The organism is Chloroflexus sp. MS-G, assembly GCF_000735195.1.
Lineage (GTDB): Bacteria > Chloroflexota > Chloroflexia > Chloroflexales > Chloroflexaceae > Chloroflexus.
In genome coordinates, this window is sequence record NZ_JPIM01000036.1 from 1 (window position 1) to 25280 (window position 25280).

Consider the following 25280-nt stretch of genomic DNA (forward strand, 5'->3'; position numbering starts at 1 on the left):
CAGGAGGGACATCCGTACTATGCCAGTGCCCGTTTGTGGGATGATGGGGTGATAGATCCGATAGAGACCAGGCGGGTATTGGCACTCGGTCTGGCAGCGGCAGCCGAGGCTCCAGTACAGCCGACCCGCTTTGGTGTCTTCCGCATGTAGGTCGGCTATGACGCTGCTCCGCTCGATAACCATCATTGCCATCGTCTGGATGATACTCGATCCGAATTTGATCATCGGGATGGTGGTATCCGCTTTGATCGGTGTTCAAGTGACAGGCTGGGCCTGGCCGCGCTTTGTGCGCAACCAGATTTCGTGGCAACGATCCGTACCCTCGGCATTGGCACCCGCTGAGCAGGCAGATGTCGTGCTACGGATTGTCTACCGTGGATGGTTACCCCTACCATACCTGATTGTGCGCGAAGACATTCCTGCCAGTCTGAGTGAGATGCCACGTCGGCAATGGGTCGTTAGCTTACGTCCGGGTCAACAGTGCACACTCCGCTACCCGATACAGGGGCGGCAGCGTGGTTTGTATTGGCTCGGACCGCTCAAGATGTGGGTTGGTTCGGTGTTCGCGATCAACGAAGTGCAGCTTGGCGAACCGCAACAAACCCCGCTGACTATCGTGCCAATGGTGCTACCGTTCCAGTCGTTTTATCTACCAAATGCGTTGCCTTATAGTCAGGAGCGTTATCACCTGGGCCTGTTCGACGATCCGGCGCAGAAGATTGGGGTGCGTCAATACCAGACAGGTGATCCGCCGCGGCGTATTGATTGGAAGACCAGTGCTCGTGTGGGTGAGCTTCAGGTTCGCGAACTAGCACCAGTGGTCGCTCGTGAAACGCTGATCGTGCTGGCCTTCATGGAAAGCGAATACCCCGGTCGATTTTCGTATAACAATCGTGAGCGTGCGGTCGTTGCGGCTGCTTCACTAGCCGCTGCCTTAATCTATCGGCGTCAGCCGGTTGGTTTTCAGAGCAACGGTTATGATCCGCTGCTCCGCCAGCCTGTGGCGACACTGGCGCCAGCAGCCGGTGTCGAGCATCTGCGTGAAATCCTGCTCAGACTGGGACGAATCGAACCGGCAACCGACGGTGCGCCAATCGATCATATGCTCTCAGATAATCTGGCCCTGAGTCGCGGTGGAACATTGGTGCTGATTACCAGTTCACTCAATGCGCGTATTCTAGCGATCCTGCTGACCATTCGGCGCAGCGGAATCAAGGTTTCCATCGCGCTGGCCGATCCAGGCCCAACCGATCTGCTGCAAGCCAGACAACACGGCATCACAGCGTTCCAGATCAATCGCGATGGGGCAATTGTTCCAGATGTGTAAAACGTCGCGCCATCGAGCGTTTATGCCTGCGGAAGGTACAAGAGGAGAACTGTGTATGTTGCGCATTGCCGAAGAAGTCTCTACTGCTCTCGAAGAGGGCCGTGCCGTTGTTGCACTTGAAAGTACTCTCATCAGTCACGGCTTACCCTATCCACACAATCTGGCCGTTGCCGAGGGGTTGGAAGCTGAAGTTCGGGCAGCGGGTGCCGTGCCGGCAACGATTGGGCTGATTGAAGGGGTGCCGGTCATCGGGTTGAATGGGAATGAACTGGAGCGACTGGCCGCAGGTGGTGAACGAGTACGGAAGTTGAGTCGGCGCGACATCGGAGCGGCTATTGTAGATCACGCCGACGGCGCAACGACCGTTGCAGCGACCATGGCGCTGGCTGCGGCTGCCGGTATTGAAGTCTTTGCAACAGGTGGGATCGGCGGCGTTCATCGTGGTGCGATTCATAGCTGGGATGTCAGCGCTGATCTGACCGAACTGAGTCGCACGCCGGTGTTGGTGGTCTGTGCCGGTGCCAAGGCGATCCTCGATCTCCCGGCCACCCTCGAATACCTGGAAACCCATGGGGTACCGGTCGTTGGCTACCAAACCTCCGAGTTCCCCGCTTTCTACACCCCTCAGAGTGGCCTGCCGGTAGCCGCAGTGGCTGATAATGCGTTGACTGCCGCACGGATGTGGCGTATCCAACGCCGCTACAGTGCCTTTGCTGCCCCAGGTGGTATGGTACTCTGTGTGCCACCACCGACCCAATATGCGCTTGACCGTGACGTGATCGAGGCTGCAATTGAGCGGGCGTTAGCGCGGGCTGAGGCCGAGGGCGTGCGTGGGCCGTCAGTAACCCCTTTCCTGCTCGCAGCAATGGCGGAAGAGACGGTTGGTGAGAGTATTGAAACCAACATCGCCTTGTTGCGCAACAACACTCGCGTGGCTGCTGAAGTAGCGCTTCGGATCAGCGAACTGGGCTAACCTTCAGGTGAACAAATGGTGTGCAAAGTACTTGACAAATTGTGTTATTGCTCGTATACTAACAAGTGCTGTTATTACATGTAACAGCGTAAACTGTCACATCCTCGACAGTTCACACCTCACACGTTACCCCGTTTCGTTACGTGCTGGGTGCCTCTGGTGGCGTCTCCGCAACGGCGGAGAAACTTGCTATTTGTCCCTTTGGTTGCATAGTTAAGCAGGAGTGCCCGCCAATGCTCAAGCGTCGACCATCAAGCTGGGAAAAAGAAGAGATAACGCTCTACACCCACGAGCACGATGAAAGTTTTGGGCACGAAGAGTCACTGTTTTCTCCCGATCTGAGTGATATTGATCGGGCAGAACCGACACTCGATGCGGTGCAACACTATTTGCAAGAGATTGGGCGTGTTGCGTTACTAACCGCTGCTGAAGAGGTGGAGTTAGCTGAACAGATCGAGCGTGGGAATGAGGCAGAAGCACGTCTGAACAGTGCCGTTGATCTGACCCCCCAGGAACGCTACGAATTACTTCAGGCCGTTCAGCGTGGTCAAGAGGCGCGTCGCCATTTAATTCAGGCGAATTTGCGTCTGGTAGTCAGTATTGCCAAGAAGTATGTTGGTCGTGGTCTGGCCCTGCTCGATCTGATCCAGGAAGGAAATATTGGGTTGATGCGGGCAGTTGAGAAGTTTGATTACCACAAAGGTAATCGCTTCAGCACGTATGCCACGTGGTGGATACGCCAGGCGGTAACGCGAGCACTAGCCGAGCAAGGGCGCACAATCCGGCTACCGGTGCATATGAGCGAGTCGGTTGGTCAGGTGAAGCGGATCGCCGAGCGTCTGGCTCAGTCGCTCGAACGCCAACCCACCGCAGAAGAGATTGCGATGGCGCTTGGTCAGCCGGTCGAACGGATTGAGCGTATCCTCGAAGCAGCACGGCGACCGGTTTCACTCGAAACACCGGTCGGTGATGATGGTGAGCATACGCTGGGCGACTTTCTGACCGACGAAGGACTGCCTACACCCAGTGAAATAGCGGCGCAAAAGCTGCTGCGTCGTGATCTCTGGGCAGCTCTCGACCAGCTCAACGACCGCGAACGGCGAATTATCGATTTGCGCTACGGTCTCCTGGACGGTCGCCGTCGAACGCTGGAAGAAGTTGGCCGAGCACTCGGTATGACCCGTGAACGGGCACGGCAGATCGAAGCCGAAGCGCTACGACGGTTGCGTAGCCCAGAGGTTGGTCAGCATTTGCGCGATTATTTGGAGTGAGCAGTGTTGATTCATTGCTGCGCTGTTATCTATCTCCACTTTCATCGCTCATATTCATCATCTGAGTACGTCTGAAAAATTCTTACCCTTCCTCTTTCATTGTGAGAGAGGAAGGGTCAAGAGTGTTTATCGCTCCGTATCCTTTGGTACGGCATTGTACCTGTAACTCGGATTGCATCACGAACATTCCACTCTAAGTACAGACCGGATCGGCACGTCTGCCCATTGACCAATAATTGCTCTTGTTTAGAGAGTATCTGAACATTCTATGAAGAGTCGTTGGCATAGATGTGGGCCAACCGTCTCACCATCACGGGAGTCATGGCGATATCCATGAGCACTTCGCTCGTATCGGTGCGCGCTTCGTCGTCTTTCCTCAAGCGGTGATACTTACCCAGCCAGGCAACCGTCCGTTCCACCACCCAGCGCTTCGGCACCACCTGGAAGCGTGATGCCCCATTGGGACGCTTTCTGCTGTCCAGCGTCCAGCCACCAACGTGCTGTGCCCATTCCACCACCTGGCCAGCATCGCCCCCATCGGCCCACATCACCCGCACGCGCGACTGCTTCCCGTGGGCGTTGCCCACCACCAACCGTGCCCCGTCCCGGTCTTGTCTATCGGCGGCATAAACCACCACTGTCACCACCACGCCCACGGTATCCACCAGCAGATGGCGTGTGCGCTCGTGGACGGTTTTGCTAACATCATACCCCCGAGGCCTCCGTTTTCCATCGTGTTGAACGACTGGCTATCCAGAATCGCAGCGCTCGGTTCTGCCTCCCGCCCTGCGGCAACGCGCACGTCTGTGCGGAGCGCAGCATGCCGGCGCCGAACGGAATGAGACACGGTCTGCCAGGGAGGCACGTCGTGGGGAAGCATCAGCCAGGCGCAACCGCTTCGCAAGATAGAGAAGATGGCGTTCAACATCTCACGGTACGAATGGACTCAGTGTCGCCCCCGCGGCGATGTCCGTTCCGGCAGAGCGGGGGCAATCCGTTGCCATTCGGCGTCTGTACGGTCGGTAGGATATGATGTTCGTCTTTTCTGTTTGCTCATATCATTACGTATCCATCAAAACCGTCGACCAGATAAAATTTCAGACACTCTCTCAGAGCAGGCTAGTACCAGAATTACCTGCTTCGCATCATCTCGCCACTGTTTGCTTAGTACGCGATTGACCTGCCCTCGGTAGGGTACGTTTTCTGAAAGAACAGGTCGGGGTCGCGGTACTCTTCTGGCCCACGGCTGTGATAGACCTCCCACAGGTCGGCAGCGAACACGTCCAGGGTCAGACGGTCCTGCAAGATGTCATCGTGTGGAACGGCAATAGTGTGAAAGGGTTTCATGATTGTCCTCACTTCAGAAGATGGCGTGATCGATCTGCTCCCTGTCTTGCCCCAGTGATTTTGAATGTACTTCGCGGTTTCTTGGGGGGCGAGATCGCGTGTGGTGGTATGAACCTGAACGTAGAATTACCTTTTTGCTCCCTTTGGGGGTTTGGAGATAGACAGGGTCTGAGGAAGGGCGAATTTCAAAGACAGAGATCATCTTTCCGTCTACCTCTTCAAAATGCCCCTTCAGAAACGGAGCATACTGGCTTCCCAAATATTCGCCGATGAGATTGGCCAGCAATTGCTCGAATTTGTCGCGTGAATTGCCCACTAGTTCCAGGTCTTTCTCCAATCCCAGAATGTTGCCGTTGTCTTCGACACCGATTTGTAGCACAGGCTTAAGCCTGTGCTACGTATGTATACGGCCAATCTTGCCAGTTAGAAACCAACCCGGCTTTAACGGGATTGTTGACAATGTACCAGAAAATACGCTCCAATTCTGCTTCGTCACGCACAACGTGATCGTAACTTTCGTCCTGCCAGAATTTTCCGCTGCGGCCGAGTTTCTGATTGGCGTAACGCGCTGTGCGCCCTTTGAGCAGGTGCAAGGCTTGACTGAGGACAGAGGGGTGCCCCGTCTTATCATGATTGGCATCATCAAAACGCTCCACATCCACCAGCAAGTGAACATGATTGGGCATGATGCAACCCGCAAGCAGGTCATAATGGCTGCCGTCCAGCCGCCGGATTTCATCCATGACCAGTTGGGCAATTTCCGCCTGACGCAGCCAGGTGGGGCCATGCGCCATGTGGTCCAGCCACTTATCGTAGCGTCCAAAGAATTTCTTCTGGATTTTGTAACGTTCACTTCGCAACGCTGCGCCGCTGAAACAGTCGGATAGTCGTCGTTCCTCTTCTTTGAATTCTTCGCGTAAACGTTCGATAACCTCCACCGGGAGCGACCCGGCCAGCCGAAACGTGACAAAGAAGATGGCTCCCGAAGGGTGAATGCGAGGGAGATTGCGACGGTAGGAAATGGTCATGATAACCTCCTGTAGCACAAGATTGTAGCACTTCTATCGCTCGTCAATTCCATACGGTGTTTACGTCGGTGCATCATGATAACCTCGTGTAGCACAGTAGCACAGGATTAATCCTGTGCTACTGTGCTTCTGCAGCCGCGCCCGCCTGGCGAGCAGGCCATCCAGCTGTTTTTTCTCCTTGCTCTCAATGGGCAGGCATTCGGAGATGGCCTGGGCAACGCGGTAGCAGGCTTCGCTGCGACCGCAGCCGCTTTTGCTTAGGCGTGCGATAAGCTCCGCACGATCGCCCTTTTCCCACAGCCGCAGGGCATGATGTAGCACATCTATCAAATCCTGCCCAGCAGCCAGGTGCTCCATCTCGCGCTGATGCGGCCCTAATAGGCGGACGAATTCCTGCTCTTTCTTGACCATCCCGCCGCGTCGCGACCACTCTTCGGCCAGGTCCAGCCCGCAGGATTGGGCCAGTTTGCGGGCTTCGTCGAAGGGGACGCACGCCTCGCCGTAGTTCCAGCGCCACAGGACGTAGAAGCGCGCCCGGTCGCTGATTGCGGCGCTGTAGGAGCGAGCAGCCTGCCCGCCCTCGTGCAGAATCTGGCGCACGGCGAAGTCGGTGGCCAGGGTGCGGACTTTATCAAGCAGCATATCGCTGCGGAGTATCCTCTCCAAAAGCGCTGGATCAGGCCGATGAAGGCACAGCGATACCCACCCGTTGCGCTACCCGTTCGGCTACGGTGGGGGTGGTCTCCGGCGTGACAATGCGGTCGCGGAGAGAGGGAACGAACCCCACGCCGAGTTTGGCGGAGGTGGCGGTCAGGGTTTGGAAGGTATCCCACGCTCGTGCCCCGTCTCGGGAGTGAGGGCCGACACTGACATTGCGTTTGCGCACGCGGCGTCGCGCCGCCAGTTCCCTATTATTCTTGTGCCGGGGAAGGTCGGGATGTTTCAGCACCGCCAACAACTGGATCCGTTTGTCGGCGGGTTTGCTGATCCGGTCATCCAACGCCGCATAGCCAGTCTCTTTGTCCACCAAGGCGTCAAACGCATCCGCCAACCGTGCACGTTCCGCCGCAGTGGGCGCCTGTTAATAGGCCAGCAGGTCGCGATAGAACGTCCAAGAGCGTTCCCCAACTGCGGCGCGTTCCGCCTGATGATGGGGCACCCGTGGGGCAAGCTTGGCGGAATGCCGCTACTCATGCACCCACCCCCGGGCGTGCGTGGTCGTGAGGTGGTCAGACATGGGCGCATCATCGCGCAGCAACCAGCGCAGGACGGGCAACTGGGTTTGGGCGTGATAGGTGGCACGGGCCAGCGCATCGCCGACCAGCTGTACCTGCTGCTGCGTGAGCGTGATCCCGGCGGTGGGTAGGTGCTGCTGGTGTGTCGCCGCCGTTATGTCCGTGTCGCGGGGCCGGGCCGCCCGCCGCTGGCGGTGCAGGGGGTGCGGCAGACTGAGCGCCTGCCGCCACGCCAGCGACTCGTCCTTGCGGCGATAGCGGAGTTCCTGGCCCCAGATGACCGCCAGGACATCCTGGCGCGTGCCGTCGGGACGGGGATGATCGCTCGTACACCAGGCGTAGCCCACCACGGGGCATACCTCGTTCTGCCCATCCACGCGGGGTACGGGTCTGGTCGGTGGCGACCCACGACTCGGTGGCGAGGCCGGGCGGATGAATCGCGGCGGCTTCGTCCGCCCAGCGTCCCATCGGTTCCAGCAGCATGCGTGCCACCAGGCGCGTGCCAATCTGCAGACCGACATCCCGCAGCAAGCGCAGCAGCGCGGGCTGACTGACGGTTGCCTCGTGACCGAGTGCGGGAACGATGGGATGGGGCGTGGGGTACAAACCACCCCGGAAGCCGGGCGGCAACGGTGCGGTGAGGAGCGTGTTGGTGCTGGGGACGTACCACCGCTCCCGCACGAAGCGGACCACCTCCACGTCGATGCGCAGGCGCTGCACGATGGTAGCGGTTGGCCCATGGCGCACCGCATCGGGGGGCAGGGTCGCCGGTTCCACCACGCAGTGCTCCGCCTGCGTGACGATCAGGTTCGCGTTCTTGTTCGGCTTGCCTCGCGGCGTGCGCGTGCGGCGCTCGGCCTCCGAGGAATGATCCGCAGGCGGCGGGCTGGACGGCGGCGTGGGTGGTTTGATGGCGGGCGTACCCGAGCGTCCCTTCAGCCGTGCCACCGCATCCCGCAGATTCTGGTGTTCAAACCGCAGGACGACGTTCTCAGCCGCCAGCATCTCGATGACGTTCAGCAACTGGATCACGATCTGGTGGGTTGCCAGATCGGCAATGCTGTCGGGATTGAGGTCAGGTATCTGCATATGTTGGGAGTCTACCAGATCTTGGCTCCGCTGTCACCCGCTGCCCAGCAGTTTTGGAGAGGATACCGAGCAAGCGTATTGATTGTTGCCCATTGCCTCACTAACGATTACGCTTATTGTCCATCTTGACGAATTGGTTCATCAGTGGTACACTTGAATGCCGTGCCGGGGTAGCTCAGCGGTAGAGCAAACGGCTCATAATCGTTAGGTCGCGGGTTCGAATCCCGCCTCCGGCACCAGTCGCCGGTGAGCAATTGCTCACCGGCGTTTCCGTTCATCGTGTGGTGCTATGCTCGACCAGTTGCATCAGTTCTTGCTTGTTGAGGGTGTTGGTCAGCCCACCAATCGGGTATTGGTTGCAGTGTCGGGGGGCAGCGATTCGCTGGCGCTCTTGCATATGCTCTCCATCCTGCGTGCTACCGGTGGGCCGATACCGATTGTTGCTCATCTGGATCACGGTCTGCGTGGTGCAGAGTCGGCAGCCGACGCCGCTTTCGTTGCTTCCGTCGCGGCGGCGTGGGGGATACGGGCAGTCATTGACAATGCTCGCCTTCCCCCAGGGACGACGCCGGCTGAAGCGCGAATTGCTCGCTACACCTTTCTCGCTACCACTGCTCTGGCCGAGCAGGTCGATGCTGTACTTGTTGCTCATCAGGCTGACGATCAGGCAGAAACGGTGTTGATGCACCTCCTGCGTGGCGCCGGTCCGGCTGGATTACGTGGTATGCGAACGCGGGTAGAATGGAGTGAGTGGGCAGCACCGCTTATTGGTGTCGGTCGTGTACCGTCGCATGGTCCGCCGTTGCTCCGTCCGTTACTCACGATCAGTCGGGCAGCACTGGCCGACTATTGTGCAACTCATCACCTGATACCCCGTGACGATCCGACGAATCGCAATCTTCACTACGTGCGAGCACGGGTTCGGCATCACCTACTTCCGCAGCTTGCGGCTGAAAATCCGCAAATTGTAGCTGCGCTGAACCGTACAGCTCGCATCTGCGCCGAAGACTATGACTTCATCCAACAGGCGCTTGCAGCGCAGTGGCCGATGCTGATCGTTGAGCAGCAGTCTGACCTAATCATCTTTGATCGCGCTGCCTTACGCTCGTTGCACCCGGCGCTGCGCCGGTATGCCCTGCGGCGGGCAATTGCCGAGCTGAGGGCTGAAGAACCGAGTCTGGCGCAAATGGACACCGCAATCCATCTGATCAATGCGCGGGCTGGTCGGCAGATGCAACTGACGGCGCAGGTCTGGCTGGTGTGCGATCAACGAACTGTTACGCTGCAACATGCTGGGGCGGTGTATCAGCATGTTCCACAGTTAGAAGCTCCGGTAACGTTGCCCGAATGTGGGGTAGTGATGCTGGCGAATGGCTGGCAGTGTATCGTGCAGCCTGATCCCCCGCCACAGCCAGACCGCTGGTGGTTAGGGTTTATTGCACGACCATCTGGCCCCTTACGACTGCGGACACGACGGCCTGGGGATCGCATGCGACCGTCTGGCGCACCGGGGCGTCGTCGTTTACAAGATCTGTTTGTTGATCTACGGGTGCCGCGTAGTCTGCGTGATCGATGGCCGCTCCTCGTTGATGCACACGACCAGATTCTCTGGGTGACAGGATTACGGGTTGCTGCCGACATTGCCTCCTCCGATCCGAATCAGGCTACAATGTGGATTGGAATAGTTCATCCGATTGAGGCAACACAGGAGTAAAAGGGATATGCGCCAAGACATCGATTACGTCTTGATCGACGAAGAGCGGCTTAAGCAACGTGTGACCGAGTTGGCTGCCGAAATAACTGCCGATTACCGCCACCTCAATGATCTGTTACTGGTTGGGGTGCTTAAAGGGTGTGCCATGTTCATGGTTGATCTGGCCCGCGCTATCGATCTGCCGCTAGCAATCGATTTCATTGCAGTTGCCAGCTACGGCGCCAGCACCGAATCATCGGGTGTCGTTCGGTTGATCAAAGACCTCGATACCGACATCTCGCATCGCCATGTATTGCTTGTCGAAGATATTATCGATAGTGGGCTAACGCTTGCCTATCTACGCTCGCAACTCTTGCGCCGCAATCCGGCCAGTTTGCGAATTTGTACCTTGCTCAACAAACCAGAACGGCGCACGGCCGATGTGCCGGTCGATTATATTGGTTTCAATATTCCCAATGCCTTCGTGGTTGGCTATGGCCTTGATTACGCTGAACGCTATCGCAATCTGCCGTTCATCGGTGTCTTGCGCCCAGAGGTGTATCAATCTTGATATTGTGATCCAGATTACACTTTGACTGTAATCTGTTCCCTTGCCGCCAGTGATCGGCTGATGTTATAATGCTGTACAAGCGGCAAAAACGATGGCTGATCGTCATCGGCGTCGCAATATCTTCGTTGTGGGGTATTCTCCTCAGCATCAGATGACAGCTCGGAAACTGAGATGAGGCAACCCCTCTAGAAAGACACGATATGAGTGATAACCGTTGGCTCAAAAATAGCTTTGTCTACCTCATCATTCTGGTGGCAGCGTTAGCGCTGTTCTTCCAGTATTTTGGGCAGGGCGCCAGCCAGACTGAAGAGAAAGGTATCGCTGACGTAATCGCTGATGCCCAGGTTGGTCTGGTCAGCGAAATTCAGGCCCAGGCTGGCGATGAGCAGATTATTGTTACTTACAAGGATGGCAAGAAATATCGCTCGCGGGTCGAGACATCAGACAGCGTGATGCGGTTGCTGGCTGATTACAATGTGCCACTGTACGATGAGAATGGTCGGCGGACGATTAACGTTACTGTGCAGCCAGCACCGGCCTGGGGTGGTTTGCTGAGCATCTTTACCATTCTTCTCCCCACGCTGCTGCTGATTGGGTTCTTCGTCTTCTTTATGCGGCAGGCTCAGGGCAGCAATAATCAGGCGATGTCCTTCGGCAAGAGCCGGGCGCGGATGTTTGCCGGTGACAAGCCTACGATTACCTTCGCTGATGTGGCTGGTCAGGAAGAGGCAAAGCAAGACCTGGCTGAAGTTGTTGAGTTTCTGAAGTTTCCTGACAAGTTTGCGGCTCTTGGGGCACGCATTCCGCGTGGTGTTTTGATGGTTGGCCCGCCCGGTACCGGTAAGACGTTGCTCTCGCGTGCGGTTGCCGGTGAAGCGGGTGTACCTTTCTTCAGTATCTCTGGCTCTGAATTCGTCGAGATGTTTGTGGGTGTTGGTGCTTCGCGTGTTCGTGACTTGTTCGATCAGGCGAAGCGGAATGCACCGTGTATCGTCTTCATTGATGAGATTGATGCTGTTGGTCGGCAGCGCGGCGCTGGTTTAGGTGGTTCACACGATGAACGTGAACAGACCCTCAACCAAATCCTGGTTGAGATGGATGGTTTCGATACCAACACAAATGTGATCGTTATTGCGGCAACCAACCGTCCTGACGTGCTCGATCCGGCGCTGGTTCGCCCTGGCCGTTTCGACCGGCAAGTCGTGCTCGATGCACCCGATGTACGGGGCCGCATTGATATTCTGAAGGTTCACGTGAGAGGAAAGCCACTGGCCGAGGATGTCAATCTCGAAGTCATCGCTCGTCAGACACCGGGCTTCTCGGGTGCCGATCTGATGAATGTGGTCAACGAGGCAGCGATCCTGGCGGCACGTCGCTCGAAGCGCAAGATCAGTATGGCCGAATTTCAGGATGCGGTCGAGAGAGTGGCAATTGGCGGTCCCGAGCGCCGTTCACGGGTAATGACTGATCGTCAGAAACTGGTGGTTGCGTACCACGAGGCCGGTCATGCTATTGTTGGTGCTGCATTACCGAAGGCCGACAAAGTGCAGAAGGTAACGATTATCCCACGTGGTCAGGCTGGCGGTTATACCCTCTTCTTGCCTGATGAGGATAGTTTGAACCTGCGCACCGTGTCGCAGTTCAAAGCCCGTCTGGCCGTTTCGCTGGGTGGTCGTGTTGCTGAAGAGATTGTTTTCGGTAATGATGAGGTCACCACAGGCGCTTCTGGTGACTTGATGCAGGTTACGCGGATTGCGCGGGCAATGGTGACGCGCTATGGGATGAGTCAGCGTCTGGGGCCGATGGTCTTCGGCGAGAAGGAAGAGTTGATCTTCCTTGGTCGTGAGATCAGCGAGCAGCGGAACTATAGCGACGACGTGGCGCGTCAGATTGATGAAGAGGTGCGAGCCATCGTCAATGAAGCCTACGAGACAGCGCAGCAAATCCTGCTCCAGAATCGGGCAGTGCTTGATGACATGGCAAATGCGTTGCTCGAATACGAGACACTTGATGGTGAGCAGCTTGAAGAGTTGATCCGGCGCGTCAAGCCTCTGGCACTCGATTTGAGCAAGAGTGCTCAGAATGGACTAGCGGGAGAGCACTCAACACAGCCCGATCAGATGGGTCTCGGCGGCGCCAATCCGCTACCGGCATAGTTGTCGCGATAAAAACTCAGTGACGTCGGTAAGGGGTAAGCATGAGCTTACCCCTTGCCAGTTTTATTGTGGCCGAAACCTGAAATACCACGCCGGCCTACTCGTGCGTGGTATCCCTTACCGTTTTGGATTTCATCATCGGTGTCGCAAACGCGACTGCAAACCGCAAATCCCGAAAGTCCCTAACCGCCAGGCGATGATCTATTCCGGCCAGCGATAGCGTACCCCTGGTGGGAGGTGTAGGGTTTCATCTCCCAAACGGCCAAGACTAAAGGTTGTACCGTCGAGGTTGCGTTCCAAGCGGGCGTACTCTGTCCACTGCACAATCCAGCCATGCCGTGATATTTCACCGCTCAACACTTGACCAAGCGTGGCGCTAACCTCTTCTGGTACGGAAAAACCAGTACAGATATTGATTGCTGGCGAATGGTCGTTACACTGATCGCTCCGCAGCGTCTCGGCCATGTAGAGTTCAATGCCCAGTGGTCGCATCTGAACGATGCCGTCGCGCCATTCGAGGCAGATGCGTTCAAAACATTGTAACCAGCCCCACGCGAACGGAACTGCTGGGGTTAGTGGCCAGCCACCCCGTTCCAGGGCACCGGCTTCGGCCCAGGCGCGCATGAAGGGAGCCGGCACAAAATAGCCAGTCTCGGTGAAAAACATGCCACCCTGTGCGGCAACCGGTATTCTGGCAATTGGTTGGGGGGCGGCTATCGCATTCCCACGCTCGTCGCGCAAACTCACGGTAAGTAGATAGTCGCCGGGTAGTAATGCTGGGGGTAACGTAATGGGTTGCAGATGGTCGATGGAAGCTGACTCTGGCCAGCGCGATGGGGGCAACGCGCCATAGACCAATGGACGTTCATATTGCGATATGAGACGCTCATCGGCAGTGCGTAATTGCACCACAACCGTGAGATCATCCGCTGGTGCGGGATCTGTTCGCTGCCAAAGGAGGTTCAAGACCACAAGATCACCAGGCTCGTAGGTGTTTGTAGTTGGTGATGCGATTTGTACGCCAACCAGTTGGATTCCGCCACCAAGCAGGGGGTGCAACGGTGACTGTGTTGAACCGGTAGCAATCGGTCGGTAACGGTCAATTACACCCAGTACACCGTCCTGGGCGTAACGGTGACGGATGATTGCAACCATTTCTGGTGTCAGCCAATTGCCAAGGTAATCGATCAGAATGAGGGGGAATTTGCCGTTTGCCAGCTCGTATAGCACGGTGGTCTGATCGACGTATCCCTGATCGAGTAGTTGGCGAAACTCGAAGACGGGGATGCGGGCGGTCAGACCAGCACCGCTGGCTAAGCCAGGTAGATCGGTAAAGATAACCTCACCGGATGCGCGCACTTCGGTGGTTAGTGCGGTAGTCGTGCGGTGAAGTGCGGCTAAAACCGCTGCCTCACGTTGTGCATCGGCCCATAACCCGTAGCTTCCCAGCACAAAACGAGGTGGACTCGGCTCAATCAAACCTGCCGGTCGTAGGCGATTGGTATCCCAAAGCGGAGGATAATAAAGGAGGCTGAGAACGATCAACACACTCATTAGAGGTCGTGTGCCTGGATAGGAGGAGGGGGCCGTTTGGATAGACCACCCTGCACCACTCAGCCAGATTAAAGCAGCGTACCATTCAAAGAAATAGTTGGCATATGCACCAACTTTACCGACACCAATAGCTTCGATGGTGCCAGCCAATAAGTAGGTTAGCGCTGGAATAAGCATTGCCCGCTGGGAACTGTGCCAGATCGTAATACTGCCGATGAGGGCAGTTAGCAACAGCGGCCAACGCAACCCCAATTGTTGTCGCCAGAAATCGGCGGCCAGGTTGGCTTCCCAACGATTAGCATTGGCAGCGACGACATGCAGGAGAAACCAGCCATGGCTCATCCACGACAATGCGGCCACGATGCTGCCGCCAACCAGACCAACGGTCGTGATATATGTGATGGCTGCTTTTGCCGCTGTTGATACTGGTTGGGAACGAGAGCGGTACCATACGACGGACAACATAGCAGCCGCAGCCGCTGGCCCGGCAATCAGTGATGGTTTGGTCAAGAGACAGCCAACGGCCAATAGACCGGCCAGTAGGCCACGCTGAACTGCCGACAATCGTTCACAACCGGCTACCCACACTGCCCATAAACCGAGCGCTACGCCTAGCAGATCGACGCGCATCAGTGGCATCCACTCACGCACGACCGGAATGGTCAACCACAGCAGTGCTATCCAGGCTCCACGTTGCCCGATCAGTGCGGCCAGGGCAGCAGTGCTTGCCAATGCACCAAATAATGCTATCAGGCGTCCGGCTAGCAGTGGATCGCCGATGATCCGCGCCAAACTACCGGTAACGACAAGGTACAGTGGCGGGTAATTAACGACCAAAAATGGTGCCTGGGCAGGGTTTGCATATATCTGCCAGAATGCCCGTCCGGCCAGGAGTTGCTGGACCTGTGCCAGAAGTGGTCCCTCTCCGTAATCGAGTGGAAAAGGGAAACCGAGCAACAGGCGGATATGATCACTTGCGTACCAGAGGTACACGGCGATCAATCCGACCAGCGTACTCGTTATCAACCAACGTCCAATGAAGAGTGCAGAGCGCATATGGTAAGATAACAAATGTTGAGCAACGAGGCTCAGCGTTCACGCTAAAGGAGACCCGTTATGAACAGCCAACGTATTGCACGACGCATCCGCGCCGTTCCACCGTCGGGCATTCGCCGTTTTTTCGATATTGCCGCGACGATGCCCGATGTCATCTCGCTCGGTGTTGGCGAGCCTGATTTTATCACGCCTGAGCGAATCCGTGCTGCTGGTCAGGCCTCGATTGATCGTACTACTGCTTATACCTCTAATTCCGGTTTGCTCGAATTACGGATCGCCCTTGCCGATCATCTGGCACGACGTTATGGCGTACAGTACGATCCGGAGAGTGAACTCTTGATCACCGTTGGGGTGAGCGAGGCAATGTTAGGTGCAGCGCTGGCACTCCTCGATCCCGATGATGAGGTTCTGATTCCGGAACCTTGCTTTGTCGCCTACCCGGCGTGTGTTACTTTCGCCGATGCACGAGTGGTATATGTACCGACATCTGTCGCTGATGGTTTTCAAGTAAGTGGCGCAGCGCTGGAAGCAGCGGTAACGCCGCGCACGAAGGCAATCCTGATCGGCTACCCCAATAATCCAACCGGTGCGGTGCTTAGTCGTGAACGGCTGCTCGAAGTAGCGGCTGTTGCCGAACGTCACGATCTCATTGTTATCTCCGATGAAATCTATGACCGACTGGTGTACGGTGTTGAACACACATGTTTCGCCTCATTGCCCGGTATGCGTGAACGTACCGTTTTACTGGGTGGATTCTCGAAGGCATACGCGATGACCGGTTGGCGGCTCGGTTGGCTGGCGGCACCGGAAGAGATCGCTGCCGCGGTGCGTAAATTTCATCAGTATGCGATTATGTCGGCGCCAACCATGAGCCAGTATGCCGGTCTGGAAGCGCTGCTGCACGGAGAAGAGGCGGTGCAGGCGATGGTACACGAGTACAATCGTCGTCGGCAGGTGATCGTCTCGGGCTTGAACAGTATTGGTCTGCCGACGTTTGAGCCACAAGGGGCATTTTACGCTTTTCCACAGGTAAGCCACCTTGGTCTAAGCAGTGAAGCCTTTTGTGAGCAGTTGCTCCACAGCGAGCGGGTTGCCGTTGTGCCAGGTGATTCGTTTGGGCCGAGTGGAGCTGGATTTGTGCGCGCCTGTTATGCAACTGCGCTCAACAAGATTGAAGAGGCACTTGAGCGGATTGAGCGATTTGTTCGGCGTATTGCGTGAGGAGGGCAATATGTCATTGCCTGACGATGAAACAACCACTGAATTGCGTTGCGCTTTGACCGGACGACCGTTGACACCAGAGGAGGCGTATTGGGCGCCACCGCTGATCACTGCCCGACAGTTGATTACAACGTTTTTTAAGACGTTGTTTTCCAATCCGGCGGCGTTGGGAGCGATCTTCTTGAGCGAACTGCCGGATGTGCCCTACGCTCCTGAAGCACGTCCGCTTCTCGCCCGTCGCCGTTCGGTTGAGCAAGCGAAACTGCTTGCCCTGTTACTAGTGATCGCGGTGGTTGTAGTTGGTTTGATCTTTTGGCTGGTGCAGTAGCTGAGTCTGTGCAGGAAGTAAAGGGAGGGTCGGGGGTTCCTGGCCCGCCTTCAATAATGTGTTTAGATTAGCTGTATGTTCTTTGTTTATTCAGATGTGTTCGCGCTCACTCTACACTTCTTCACCACAATGGGTAACCACGTATGCCGGCCTGGAACGTCAATCGGCCAGGAATTGAAGACACACAGCCGCAACAAGAGGTGCGTTTGCTGGTATCCAGCACTGGTCAGCGCTGGTTGGTAAGTGCGCTCGCGGTAGCCCTGATTGTGGCGCTGGTTCCGGCAGGGCGCGTTTTGCTAGCAACGGGTTTCTGGCTACTTGTACCGGGATATGTTCTCGAACGCCACTTCCCCGGTACTCGCCCTCACTGGCTTGTGCGTATCGTCCTCTGGAATGGTGTCGGTCTAAGCGTCTTACCAATCCTCTACCTGTGGTTAACCGCTGTCGGTACTGCATTGCCGCCATGGGTATTGATTGCTGGGGCAGGTGGATTATCAGTTGTTGCGCTGCGTATGGCATGGCACGATCTGGCAGCCATCCAGGGATCACCTTCGGGAATGACCTGGCTCTTGATGATTGTACTGGCAATCAGTGGCTGGCTGCGGGCCCTGCAGATTGCTGATCTGGCGTTGCCAGCATGGGTTGATTCGGTACATCATGCGCTGATGATACGAGTTGCAGCCGAGACGGGACGGGTACCGTGGACACTGACCCCCTATTTGCCGGTTGTAGACATGCCGTATCACTGGGGCTATCACGTGGTCATTGCAGCCGCCTGGCAGCTTAGCAGTGGCGATTTGCCGACCGTCATGCTGTGGAGCGGACAGCTTCTCAACTGGTTGCAGGGTGTGGCTGCGGCTGCGTTGGCTTTGTTGAGCTGGCGACGACCATCAGCAGCGGTGATTGCGGCGGCGGTAGTGGGTTGTATCTCGTGGATGCCGGCGTACTATGTGTCGTGGGGCAGGTATACGCAGTTAAGTGGCTTATTGCTCATCGTTGCGCTGGCGATAAGTTGGCACCACGAACTGAATGCCGGATCACGCCGTGAACGGTTTGGCTGGCTCTTACTGAGCGCTGTCATCGTTACCGGCCTGAGTTTGGTTCATATGCGGATGTTTGTCTTCGGTGTCGCCCTCCTTGTCGCGCAGAGTGTCGTCTGGACGTTGCGCCAAACGCGCTCGCGGATTGGTCTGCATATTCTCGAAACGGGATTCGTCGGTCTATTAGCGTTGGCCCTTGCTGGGCCGTGGTGGTTCTTACTGTTACGGCGAGTCCTGTTACCGGCTGCGATTGGCACTCGCAGTTTAACGAGCGGCGGTTCATACGTGCAGTTGAGCCACGATTTGATGTGGATAGGACCAAACGAATGGCTGGTGGCTTTGGCACTGATGGGGGGGATGATTGGACTGATCTATCGCCAACAAGCAGTGGCGGTGATGGTGCTCTGGGTTGGGGGTCTGGTCGTACTAACGAATTTGTGGTTGATCAGTTATCTTGTGCCACTGATCGGGGTCGTTTTGATCATGTACGCCATCGCCTGGCGCAAATGGCGGATAGCCGGTATAGGTGTGCTCTTACTGGCTGTCAATCCGGCGACAATCCGCTTCCCTTTTCTCTGGCTCTTGCCGGTTGATATTGCGGCAATCAGTCTTTTTCTGCCGATCAGTAATCTGATCGGTGGCATCGCTCTGATATGGCATACCACTCGCCTTCGGTGGTTGATGGGCGGTGCGGTTGGGCTGTTGGCGCTCACGCTCTGGGGGGCATACCAGCAGCGCTCAATTGTTAATCCGGTGACAGTTCTGGCAACTGCCGCCGATCAGGTGGCACTCGCGTGGATTGCCGAACACACCCCGCCAACGGCACGGTTTCTGATCAATGCCGCACCGTGGCTGCCCGGTGTAGCCCGCGGTACTGATGGTGGCTGGTGGATTTTACCGCTCACCGGACGCTGGACGAGCACGCCACCAGTGCTCTTTGTTCATAGTCAAGCGGATGTTGTGCAAGCGACCCAGCAGCGCAGTCAACAAATTATCGATTTTGGTAACGGTCAGCCGGTTGATCTTGACCAACTCATCGCCACAGAACGGATTGACTACATCTATACGTCGCCTGCCGGCCCATTACGACCCGAACACTTTGCCGGTAAGGCTGGTTATGAAGCTGTATTTGCGCAAGACGGGGTGGTGATCTATCGGGTGCGAACCAGCTCTGTTCCCTAAATGATGAGGAACGGAGAGTTTTCTAGCGTGGTGATGCGGTCAGAGAGATGTTAATCTCACTTTGCACGCTATGCGACGTAGGGATGCAGGGCTGCTGTGGGCATTTCCTCTCCGTTTACAGGTTTCAACGGCCTGTGGTAGCCAATACGGGCAACCACCATTCACGCATGGCGTATGCGATGGTCAGATAGACCACGAGCACAACCGACCACCAGGTATCGAAGTGCTGCCAGCGCCGAGGTTTTGGTCGAGAAACAAAGCCGACGATACCGATGAAGAGTAGAATTGCAAGACCACTCCCGGTTATATACAGCAGGTAGAGCGGTACATCGCGTTCAACAACGCCGTGCGTCCATTGTAGTAACGTGTTCAGGTCGGACGCAATTGGGCCAGCAGGTGGAAATGCTGGCGCCAGCGTTGCAATCAGGGCGGCAAAGGGATTGCTGGCAGCGACGATGATCGTGGCAATTGTTAGACTGGTGCTTGTCTTGGTTATCAGGAAAGACGCCAGGAACCATCCCAAGATTACAATGTAGGTCACAAACAGGCCAGCCGGTCGCTGTTGAATGAGCGTTATCCCTGCAAGAGCAAGGGTACTGATCAACCATGTTGTCGTCACAACGACGCTTAGCGCCCAACTGATTTCGGCCAGCCTCATGCTACCAAACAACGGTAGGATGCTAAAAAACGGCAATGTCACTATGATGCACAGCACCATGAGTGCCCACAACGCCAGTAAACGAGTGAGGAAATGTGCTGGTGATAACGACGGCGATGGATCAAACACGGGAAAGAAACTGATGGCAAGTAGCGGTGTCACTACCGTCAGCCAGCCCTGAAGTGTGAGACAAAGACCGGTCGCAAAGAGATGACCAATTTGCGCATTGAATAACGGTGTCAGACCGGTTTGATCTGCACCTATTGCTCCTGAGAGTTGGAATAACAGCAGACCAACGAACCATACGACGATCACCGTCCCAGGCAGCAGAAGACTCACGCGACGGTGGCGAATAAGGTGTTGCCACTCTGAGCGAAACAACGCGATCACGGTACAACTCCCCGTGCTCCACTAACAACAACGATGCACCCTACCTGGTCGAGTGTTCCGCTAAAACGTAATCGTAGCTCGCCATTACGCAAGAATCTGGCAGCGGCAGGAATGCTGAAATTGGACGGATCGGTGAGTGTAATCTCATCCCAATTCGCCGTTTGCCAGTTGTAGGCGCTTACCATAAGGTCACGGCCGGTAACCTGGTTCGTCGTCTGCAACTGCATCCGAATTGTATCAGCTTGAAATGATACGAGATCGGCTGGCAGGCGAAGCCGTATCTCGGCGGTACTACCACTGAGTTGAACCCCTTTGCTATTCGGACAAGCTAATGTGTCCTGCGATGAGGGGTCGATTCTTAGCCAGCCCATTGGAAGGATCAACCGTCCCTGGCCGGTAATGCGTAGGCGCATGACCAAAAGCGTTTCGCGCTGACCGATGAATGTTGACGCTGAATCGGTTGGGTCCTGATCAAGCCAGGCCACCAGGAAGGGACCAGGATCAAACCGATCAGGAAGTGCAGCTATTGCCGCATCAATAAAGGTGGTCAGGATGGCAGCCCGCCGTTTGATGTCACGTCCAATGAGCAACCCATTCTCGCGGAGATCGTTGACAATCTGTGTTCCGAGTGTCTCAGGATATGCAGAGCTGGCAAAGATAACCGGCCAGCGAGCTGCTGATCTAACGCCAGGTCGTAAATTCCCAAAAAAGATCATCTGATCGGCATAACTGACAAATACATTGCGCAGGGTAAAGGGACTATCATTTTGAACATCAACCCGTAATTGTTCCTGATCGATCACCAATGTCGCCCGAATCTGTGGTGCCGGTAGTTCCATCGTTGCCAGTATGCCCTGCCTTACCCAGGGGGTCAAGGTTAGGGTTACGGTCTTGGTAGCTTGAGGGAACGGCCCTCCTGTATCCGAGTCGGTGTTGATCGGCAACGGCTGTGTTACCACGGGATAGTTGAACGATACAACCTCGCGCCGTGGCATGGCCGACAACACTGTCAGGGCCGTTTGAGCACGAGCCTGCGTTTGATTGATGGGTTCAATGAGGGTCAGCCGTAGTGCAGTATGAGTCGGTGCTGCATTGGTAGTGGCCCACCACAGACTACCACCCGTACTGATCGTGGCAATATATATGAGCGTCATCACCGGAACGATACGGCGTCGCCACCACCACCATCCCACCACCGCCGGAATCACCAGCAGTGCATAGCCGGTCAGCGCGATGTATCCCTGAGCAACGGTCGGCGTATCAATAGGGGGTAACTGACTTAACACCGGGGTCAGCGTTTCGATTTGGCGACTAGCGATCTGCGAACTCTGCCCAATTCCGGTTGCGAAGAGCACAACCGGTTGCGCCAACGTGGACCAAAATCGCTCCTGCCCTTCCCAATCCTGCAAGGCTTTAGGTTCAAACGCCAGTTGGGTCACTCGGCCGCGACCAAAAGGATATTCAACCCATGGCGTTGAATCTGGATCGCCAACCGCGTATGCACCGCTACGCGGTTGCAACTTGACTCCTATCAGAGGATCGATCATCTCGGCGCCACCGCGCTCGCGTAACGGTTGCCGGTCAAGCGGGGTCACGCCAACAATCTGAGCTGCCCTGAGGTCTGGTGGAAGAAACGACTGAAGTGATACAGCGCTTGGGCCTCCGCCAATGATCACGTGACCACCACCGTATACCCACTCGAGTAGCGCCGATTGCTGTTCGGACGATAACGGGTCATCTAGTGCGAAGAAGGCCAGCACGCTCAAGTTGCTCAATCCGAGCGAATGATCGGGTACATCGGTTGGCTGCAAACTACCGGCTGCAAAGAGATCACTGGCGACCGGTGACGCGCCTAAGACGGCACGCATCCGCTCGACCGGACGCAACAGGAGAGGTACCTCTTGCCGCAACAATACGCTCTCGTTCGCGATAACGGTAATGATAACTGAACTTGTCGGCTGGGCAAGGAAGACGTAGAGCCATACCGTTTTCTCCTCATTGGCAGCAAGATCGATCGTGCGGGTGAATTGGACCGAAGCATCAGCCGGAGTTCCAGTGATCGTTACCGTGGTTGCTGCTCCCTTATTGCTGAGCGTAGCCTTGAGCGGCAACCATGCTCTGACGACATACTGACCGCCAAAGGGTGTAGACAGTTTAAGTGAAATATTTGGTTGAGCGAAGGCTGTTAGCGGCAACCCCCATAGCATTGCCTGAAGAGTCAGGGCCAGCAGGAGCACGATGGTATGTGATCGACAGGATCTCATAAGAACTTATTGTCAGGCTGGATTGATTGCAACTATTATACGTGAACCTTTGTCGCGGTGAATTCATTCCGTCTGCTCACGCCAAGCCACGCTCGCATATGTTATGATCAACGTAAACTGGTTGTATTGTAGTATATCAGGCTATGACGAACGAAAATCCAATCAGCGAGCGTGAGCGCGAGATACTCCGTCTTGTAGCTACCGGGGCAACCAATCAGCAGATTGCGATTGCATTAAACATTAGTGTCAACACGGTCAAGGTACATCTGCGGAACATCTTTGCCAAAATCGGTGTGGAATCGCGCACCGAGGCAACGGTTTACGCAATTCGGACCGGAATCGTGACAGTTGGTGAAACCGATATGTCACCTGCCGACGAGACGGCGTCGGTCAGTGTACAAGAGGGAGCGGCGATTGCCGAAGCAGCACAGCCACCGATTGCCGCACCGTCAGAACCTGAAACACTGCCAGTAGCGACCGGTACACCAACAGCATTGCCTGACATATCATCACCAGCCGATCAGATTTCAGATGCTGGAACAGTGTTACCTGCAATACAAGAAACACCTTTATTACCGACGCAACCGGCTGCTCTGTCACCAGGAGAACTCTGGTGGCGGCGTCTGGTACCGTGGCTGGTTGTGGGGGTGGCGCTAATCGTCGTCGCTGTTACAATCCTCATGGTGAATGCACGTTCTGCTCAAATCACCGGAACCCCGGATCCAACCGTATCAACGATCATCAGTGGTCAGCAACGCTGGTTTCTGCGCCAACCATTGAGTGATCCGCGCGATCATTTTGCGCTGACCGGATACGATCTCGAACGGCGGTTGTACGTTATCGGTGGCGAACAACGCGGTATGGTCAGCGCCGCAGTTGACCGCTACGATCCCGAAACTGACCGCTGGGTACGGCTCACCGATAAGCCGACTGCGGTGAGTCATGCACGGGCTATTACGCTCCGCGGACGTATTTTCGTGCCTGGAGGAGAAGATGCGACCGGTACAGTGACCGATCGGCTTGAAATCTATGATCCGCGTGAGCAGCGTTGGTTTGTCGGTCCACCGTTGCCAGCACCGCGGAGCCGTTATGCGCTGGTGGCCTGGGAAGGGCAAATGTACTTGATCGGTGGTTGGGATGGTACTGCGCTACGCTCTGAGGTGTTTGTGTACGATCCGGTACGTGAACGTTGGGAAACGGGGCCAGCCTTATCGCAACCACGTCAGAACGCTGGCGTAGCAGTGGCCGGTGGACAGCTCTACATCGTGGGTGGAGAAGGGATCGATGGTGCGCTCCGTGATAGTGCCCGACTTGAGCCGGGCAACGACTCTGATCGACGCTGGATTGCGACCGCGCCACTCCCGCAGGCAATTGCGCGTCCGGTCGCAGTGGGGCTGCCAAGCACCTTGCTCATTTTCGATAGTGAGCGACGCCAGGGACTGACCTACGATATTGCGGCTGATGCGTGGAGCCAGACACCGTTACCGGCTGACGCATATGTCTCTCCTGACGCGGTATTGCTCGAATCGAACATCTATTTTTTGGGTGATAGTCGTGCGCAGGGGCGTTTAAGTGAGTATCGCGCCTTGTACGTTGTCTTCATCCCTGGTCAATAGGTTGCCGAGCTTATTGGTTATCTGCTCTCGTAGATAGTTGCCCAGCGAGCCGCCAGACGTTCCCAATCATAGCGACTGGCCTGAGCGGTTGCCGCAGCAGCCATTGCCATGCGGCGCTCTGGATCAAGCAATAGTTCCTGGATTGCGGCTGCCAGCGCCGCTGCATTTCCCGGTGGTACAACGATACCCGCTGTACCATACCCCAACATCTCGGCCCGATCGCCGATATCGCCGGTAATCACCGGTACACCAAGCGCCAGACTCTCGACAATCTTGAGTGGACAGCGGGCACGGGCAACTGAGTCATCATAGACTGGATCAACGCTAAGATCGGCCAGGGACAGCAATCCACGCACCAGCGCGTGGGGGACGTGTCCGGTCAAGATAACCTGTTCACGCCACGGTTGTCGTTCGATATAGGCCCGGATCAGTGGCAGGTCCTCGCCACCACCGATGATCAATAATGTTGCGTCAGGATGTTGGGCGACTATGAGATTGAAAGCCTGTAGCAACAAGTCAATCGGATGGTTATGCAAGGCCAGGGTGCCAGCATAGGCAATCACCGGCCCAGACTGCAACCCCAGCGCAGCCGCCAGTGCTACCCGAATCGGGAGCGGCGGGGCACGAAAATCTGTAGTCACGCCATTAGGGACAATGATGCATGGGCGGCCAGGCCGAGCCATCTGAGCAGCCAGGTATCGTGTATTCACGGTAATGCCCATTGCCAGTCTTGGCAACAACCATTGCCAGAACGCAAAGACAGCTCGTTGCCAATCTGCCGTAAAACGGTTGGCAGTTACTTCATCATCATCGCAATCAACGAAAAACGATTGACCTCGCCAGAAGCAAACTGCAACCAGTGCAGCCATGCCATTGATCGGTTGTGGTTTACCCAGATGGTACCAGGTTGCCGGTGAATGGAGAACCCCCCAAATCATCCCCAGCGTTGATTGCACAACTACACGCAAGAGTTGAAAAGGGCTAAAACTCTGCGGTATGCTGCCGGTCTTACGGGCATGCATCTGTCCGACATACCAGACTTCTACCCCATCAACAACAAACCGGCGTTGAGTACATGCTGAAAAGTTGGGATGGAGCGCCAGTAGCCGCACCTGGAATCCTAATCGAACCAGACCACGGGCAATGTTGAGATAGCGACGGCCAGACGGACGATCAATCCCCATCGGTAAGAGGAAAACAACGCGGCGTGCAGGTGTCGCGGTTACTTGCCGACGGCCGGTAACGATAGAAAGCTTGTTGACAAGTCTCAGCACAGGGCTA

21 protein-coding genes, 1 tRNA gene and 1 pseudogene are annotated in these 25280 nt (G+C 56.1%); 12 read left to right on the plus strand and 11 right to left on the minus strand.

From position 1 onward, the window contains the following. The 4 genes from JE47_RS22505 to JE47_RS0108480 all read left to right on the plus strand — a co-directional run. Positions 1–150: hypothetical protein (locus JE47_RS22505; protein ID WP_201771209.1), on the plus strand; the 150-nt coding region annotated here is incomplete at its 5' end. Positions 151–157: 7 nt separating this feature from the next. Further along, complete coding sequence (locus JE47_RS0108470; protein WP_031459338.1) at positions 158–1327, plus strand: DUF58 domain-containing protein; 1170 nt, start codon at positions 158–160, stop codon at positions 1325–1327. 55 nt (positions 1328–1382) lie between these two features. Further along, a complete protein-coding gene (locus JE47_RS0108475) occupies positions 1383–2300 on the plus strand; it encodes a pseudouridine-5'-phosphate glycosidase (protein ID WP_031459339.1) in 918 nt (305 codons plus the stop codon). A gap of 233 nt (positions 2301–2533) precedes the next feature. Next, positions 2534–3571 (plus strand): sigma-70 family RNA polymerase sigma factor, encoded by a 1038-nt coding sequence (locus tag JE47_RS0108480; RefSeq protein ID WP_031459340.1) that lies wholly within the window; start codon positions 2534–2536, stop codon positions 3569–3571. Positions 3572–3837: 266 nt separating this feature from the next. On the opposite strand, the pseudogene JE47_RS20450 reads toward JE47_RS0108480, so the two are convergent. The 7 genes and pseudogenes from JE47_RS20450 to JE47_RS22130 all read right to left on the minus strand — a co-directional run bounded on the left by JE47_RS20450 (position 3838) and on the right by JE47_RS22130 (position 7961). Beyond that, positions 3838–4628 (minus strand): annotated as a pseudogene (locus tag JE47_RS20450) (IS5 family transposase). 107 nt (positions 4629–4735) lie between these two features. Further along, entirely contained in the window at positions 4736–4918 is a 183-nt protein-coding gene (locus JE47_RS0108490) for a hypothetical protein (protein WP_152556025.1), read from the minus strand. Positions 4919–4931: 13 nt separating this feature from the next. Beyond that, positions 4932–5297 carry an AlbA family DNA-binding domain-containing protein gene (locus JE47_RS0108495; protein WP_031459342.1) on the minus strand — a complete coding sequence of 122 codons (366 nt, stop codon included), beginning with the start codon at positions 5295–5297 and terminating at the stop codon, positions 4932–4934. Positions 5298–5301: 4 nt separating this feature from the next. Further along, positions 5302–5946 (minus strand): REP-associated tyrosine transposase, encoded by a 645-nt coding sequence (locus JE47_RS0108500; RefSeq protein WP_031459343.1) that lies wholly within the window; start codon positions 5944–5946, stop codon positions 5302–5304. 60 nt (positions 5947–6006) lie between these two features. Further along, a complete protein-coding gene (locus tag JE47_RS0108505; RefSeq protein ID WP_031459344.1) occupies positions 6007–6588 on the minus strand; it encodes a hypothetical protein in 582 nt (193 codons plus the stop codon). A gap of 34 nt (positions 6589–6622) precedes the next feature. After that, positions 6623–6997: a hypothetical protein gene (locus tag JE47_RS22125; protein WP_051871106.1), complete on the minus strand. Its 375-nt coding sequence runs from the start codon at positions 6995–6997 to the stop codon at positions 6623–6625. A 193-nt stretch (positions 6998–7190) separates the two neighbouring features. Beyond that, complete coding sequence (locus JE47_RS22130; protein WP_152556026.1) at positions 7191–7961, minus strand: hypothetical protein; 771 nt, start codon at positions 7959–7961, stop codon at positions 7191–7193. 473 nt (positions 7962–8434) lie between these two features. Here JE47_RS22130 and JE47_RS0108525 point away from each other — a divergent pair. The 4 genes from JE47_RS0108525 to ftsH all read left to right on the plus strand — a co-directional run bounded on the left by JE47_RS0108525 (position 8435) and on the right by ftsH (position 12690). Then, positions 8435–8509 (plus strand) — tRNA-Met (locus JE47_RS0108525). A 50-nt stretch (positions 8510–8559) separates the two neighbouring features. Next, positions 8560–9984: a tRNA lysidine(34) synthetase TilS gene (tilS, locus tag JE47_RS0108530; RefSeq protein WP_031459348.1), complete on the plus strand. Its 1425-nt coding sequence runs from the start codon at positions 8560–8562 to the stop codon at positions 9982–9984. A 7-nt stretch (positions 9985–9991) separates the two neighbouring features. Next, the gene (hpt, locus tag JE47_RS0108535) at positions 9992–10534 is read left to right on the plus strand and encodes a hypoxanthine phosphoribosyltransferase (protein ID WP_031459349.1); all 543 of its coding nucleotides are present in this window, start codon (positions 9992–9994) and stop codon (positions 10532–10534) included. Between the two features lie 200 nt (positions 10535–10734). Then, positions 10735–12690 (plus strand): ATP-dependent zinc metalloprotease FtsH, encoded by a 1956-nt coding sequence (gene ftsH / locus JE47_RS0108540; protein ID WP_031459350.1) that lies wholly within the window; start codon positions 10735–10737, stop codon positions 12688–12690. 201 nt (positions 12691–12891) lie between these two features. Here the strand turns inward: ftsH and JE47_RS0108545 are convergent, their stop codons facing one another. Next, on the minus strand, positions 12892–15300 hold the full coding sequence (locus tag JE47_RS0108545) for a hypothetical protein (RefSeq protein WP_031459351.1): 2409 nt from the start codon (positions 15298–15300) through the stop codon (positions 12892–12894). A 60-nt stretch (positions 15301–15360) separates the two neighbouring features. On the opposite strand from JE47_RS0108545, the gene JE47_RS0108550 reads away from it, so the two are divergent. From JE47_RS0108550 to JE47_RS0108560, 3 genes are all read left to right on the plus strand, one after another. Then, positions 15361–16521 carry an aminotransferase class I/II-fold pyridoxal phosphate-dependent enzyme gene (locus tag JE47_RS0108550; protein ID WP_031459352.1) on the plus strand — a complete coding sequence of 387 codons (1161 nt, stop codon included), beginning with the start codon at positions 15361–15363 and terminating at the stop codon, positions 16519–16521. A 10-nt stretch (positions 16522–16531) separates the two neighbouring features. Continuing rightward, on the plus strand, positions 16532–16849 hold the full coding sequence (locus JE47_RS0108555; protein WP_031459353.1) for a hypothetical protein: 318 nt from the start codon (positions 16532–16534) through the stop codon (positions 16847–16849). A 143-nt stretch (positions 16850–16992) separates the two neighbouring features. Continuing rightward, positions 16993–19071, plus strand: coding sequence for a hypothetical protein (locus tag JE47_RS0108560; protein ID WP_236631175.1), 2079 nt, complete (start codon positions 16993–16995; stop codon positions 19069–19071). A 124-nt stretch (positions 19072–19195) separates the two neighbouring features. On the opposite strand, the gene JE47_RS0108565 is transcribed toward JE47_RS0108560, so the two are convergent. Both JE47_RS0108565 and JE47_RS0108570 read right to left on the minus strand, forming a co-directional pair. Continuing rightward, complete coding sequence (locus JE47_RS0108565; RefSeq protein WP_031459355.1) at positions 19196–20119, minus strand: hypothetical protein; 924 nt, start codon at positions 20117–20119, stop codon at positions 19196–19198. After that, positions 20116–22383, minus strand: coding sequence for a hypothetical protein (locus JE47_RS0108570; protein WP_031459356.1), 2268 nt, complete (start codon positions 22381–22383; stop codon positions 20116–20118). The genes JE47_RS0108565 and JE47_RS0108570 overlap by 4 nt, the downstream gene beginning before the upstream one ends. A 143-nt stretch (positions 22384–22526) precedes the next feature. Here JE47_RS0108570 and JE47_RS0108575 point away from each other — a divergent pair, with 143 nt between their 5' ends. Further along, complete coding sequence (locus tag JE47_RS0108575) at positions 22527–23999, plus strand: LuxR C-terminal-related transcriptional regulator (RefSeq protein WP_031459357.1); 1473 nt, start codon at positions 22527–22529, stop codon at positions 23997–23999. A 17-nt stretch (positions 24000–24016) separates the two neighbouring features. Here JE47_RS0108575 and JE47_RS0108580 read toward each other — a convergent pair whose 3' ends face one another. Beyond that, a complete protein-coding gene (locus JE47_RS0108580; RefSeq protein ID WP_236631176.1) occupies positions 24017–25273 on the minus strand; it encodes a glycosyltransferase in 1257 nt (418 codons plus the stop codon). Positions 25274–25280: the final 7 nt, after the last annotated feature.

Coding starts and splice junctions, on each gene's coding strand:
- JE47_RS0108550 (WP_031459352.1), top strand. CDS start 15,361: ATGAACAGCCAACGTATTGCACGACGCATCCGCGCCGTTCCACCGTCG.
- JE47_RS0108570 (WP_031459356.1), bottom strand. CDS start 22,383: ATGAGATCCTGTCGATCACATACCATCGTGCTCCTGCTGGCCCTGACT.
- JE47_RS0108480 (WP_031459340.1), top strand. CDS start 2,534: ATGCTCAAGCGTCGACCATCAAGCTGGGAAAAAGAAGAGATAACGCTC.
- JE47_RS0108475 (WP_031459339.1), top strand. CDS start 1,383: ATGTTGCGCATTGCCGAAGAAGTCTCTACTGCTCTCGAAGAGGGCCGT.
- JE47_RS0108545 (WP_031459351.1), bottom strand. CDS start 15,300: ATGCGCTCTGCACTCTTCATTGGACGTTGGTTGATAACGAGTACGCTG.
- JE47_RS0108575 (WP_031459357.1), top strand. CDS start 22,527: ATGACGAACGAAAATCCAATCAGCGAGCGTGAGCGCGAGATACTCCGT.
- hpt (WP_031459349.1), top strand. CDS start 9,992: ATGCGCCAAGACATCGATTACGTCTTGATCGACGAAGAGCGGCTTAAG.
- JE47_RS0108490 (WP_152556025.1), bottom strand. CDS start 4,918: ATGAAACCCTTTCACACTATTGCCGTTCCACACGATGACATCTTGCAG.
- JE47_RS0108470 (WP_031459338.1), top strand. CDS start 158: ATGACGCTGCTCCGCTCGATAACCATCATTGCCATCGTCTGGATGATA.
- JE47_RS0108555 (WP_031459353.1), top strand. CDS start 16,532: ATGTCATTGCCTGACGATGAAACAACCACTGAATTGCGTTGCGCTTTG.
- tilS (WP_031459348.1), top strand. CDS start 8,560: ATGCTCGACCAGTTGCATCAGTTCTTGCTTGTTGAGGGTGTTGGTCAG.
- JE47_RS0108505 (WP_031459344.1), bottom strand. CDS start 6,588: ATGCTGCTTGATAAAGTCCGCACCCTGGCCACCGACTTCGCCGTGCGC.
- ftsH (WP_031459350.1), top strand. CDS start 10,735: ATGAGTGATAACCGTTGGCTCAAAAATAGCTTTGTCTACCTCATCATT.
- JE47_RS0108560 (WP_236631175.1), top strand. CDS start 16,993: ATGCCGGCCTGGAACGTCAATCGGCCAGGAATTGAAGACACACAGCCG.
- JE47_RS0108500 (WP_031459343.1), bottom strand. CDS start 5,946: ATGACCATTTCCTACCGTCGCAATCTCCCTCGCATTCACCCTTCGGGA.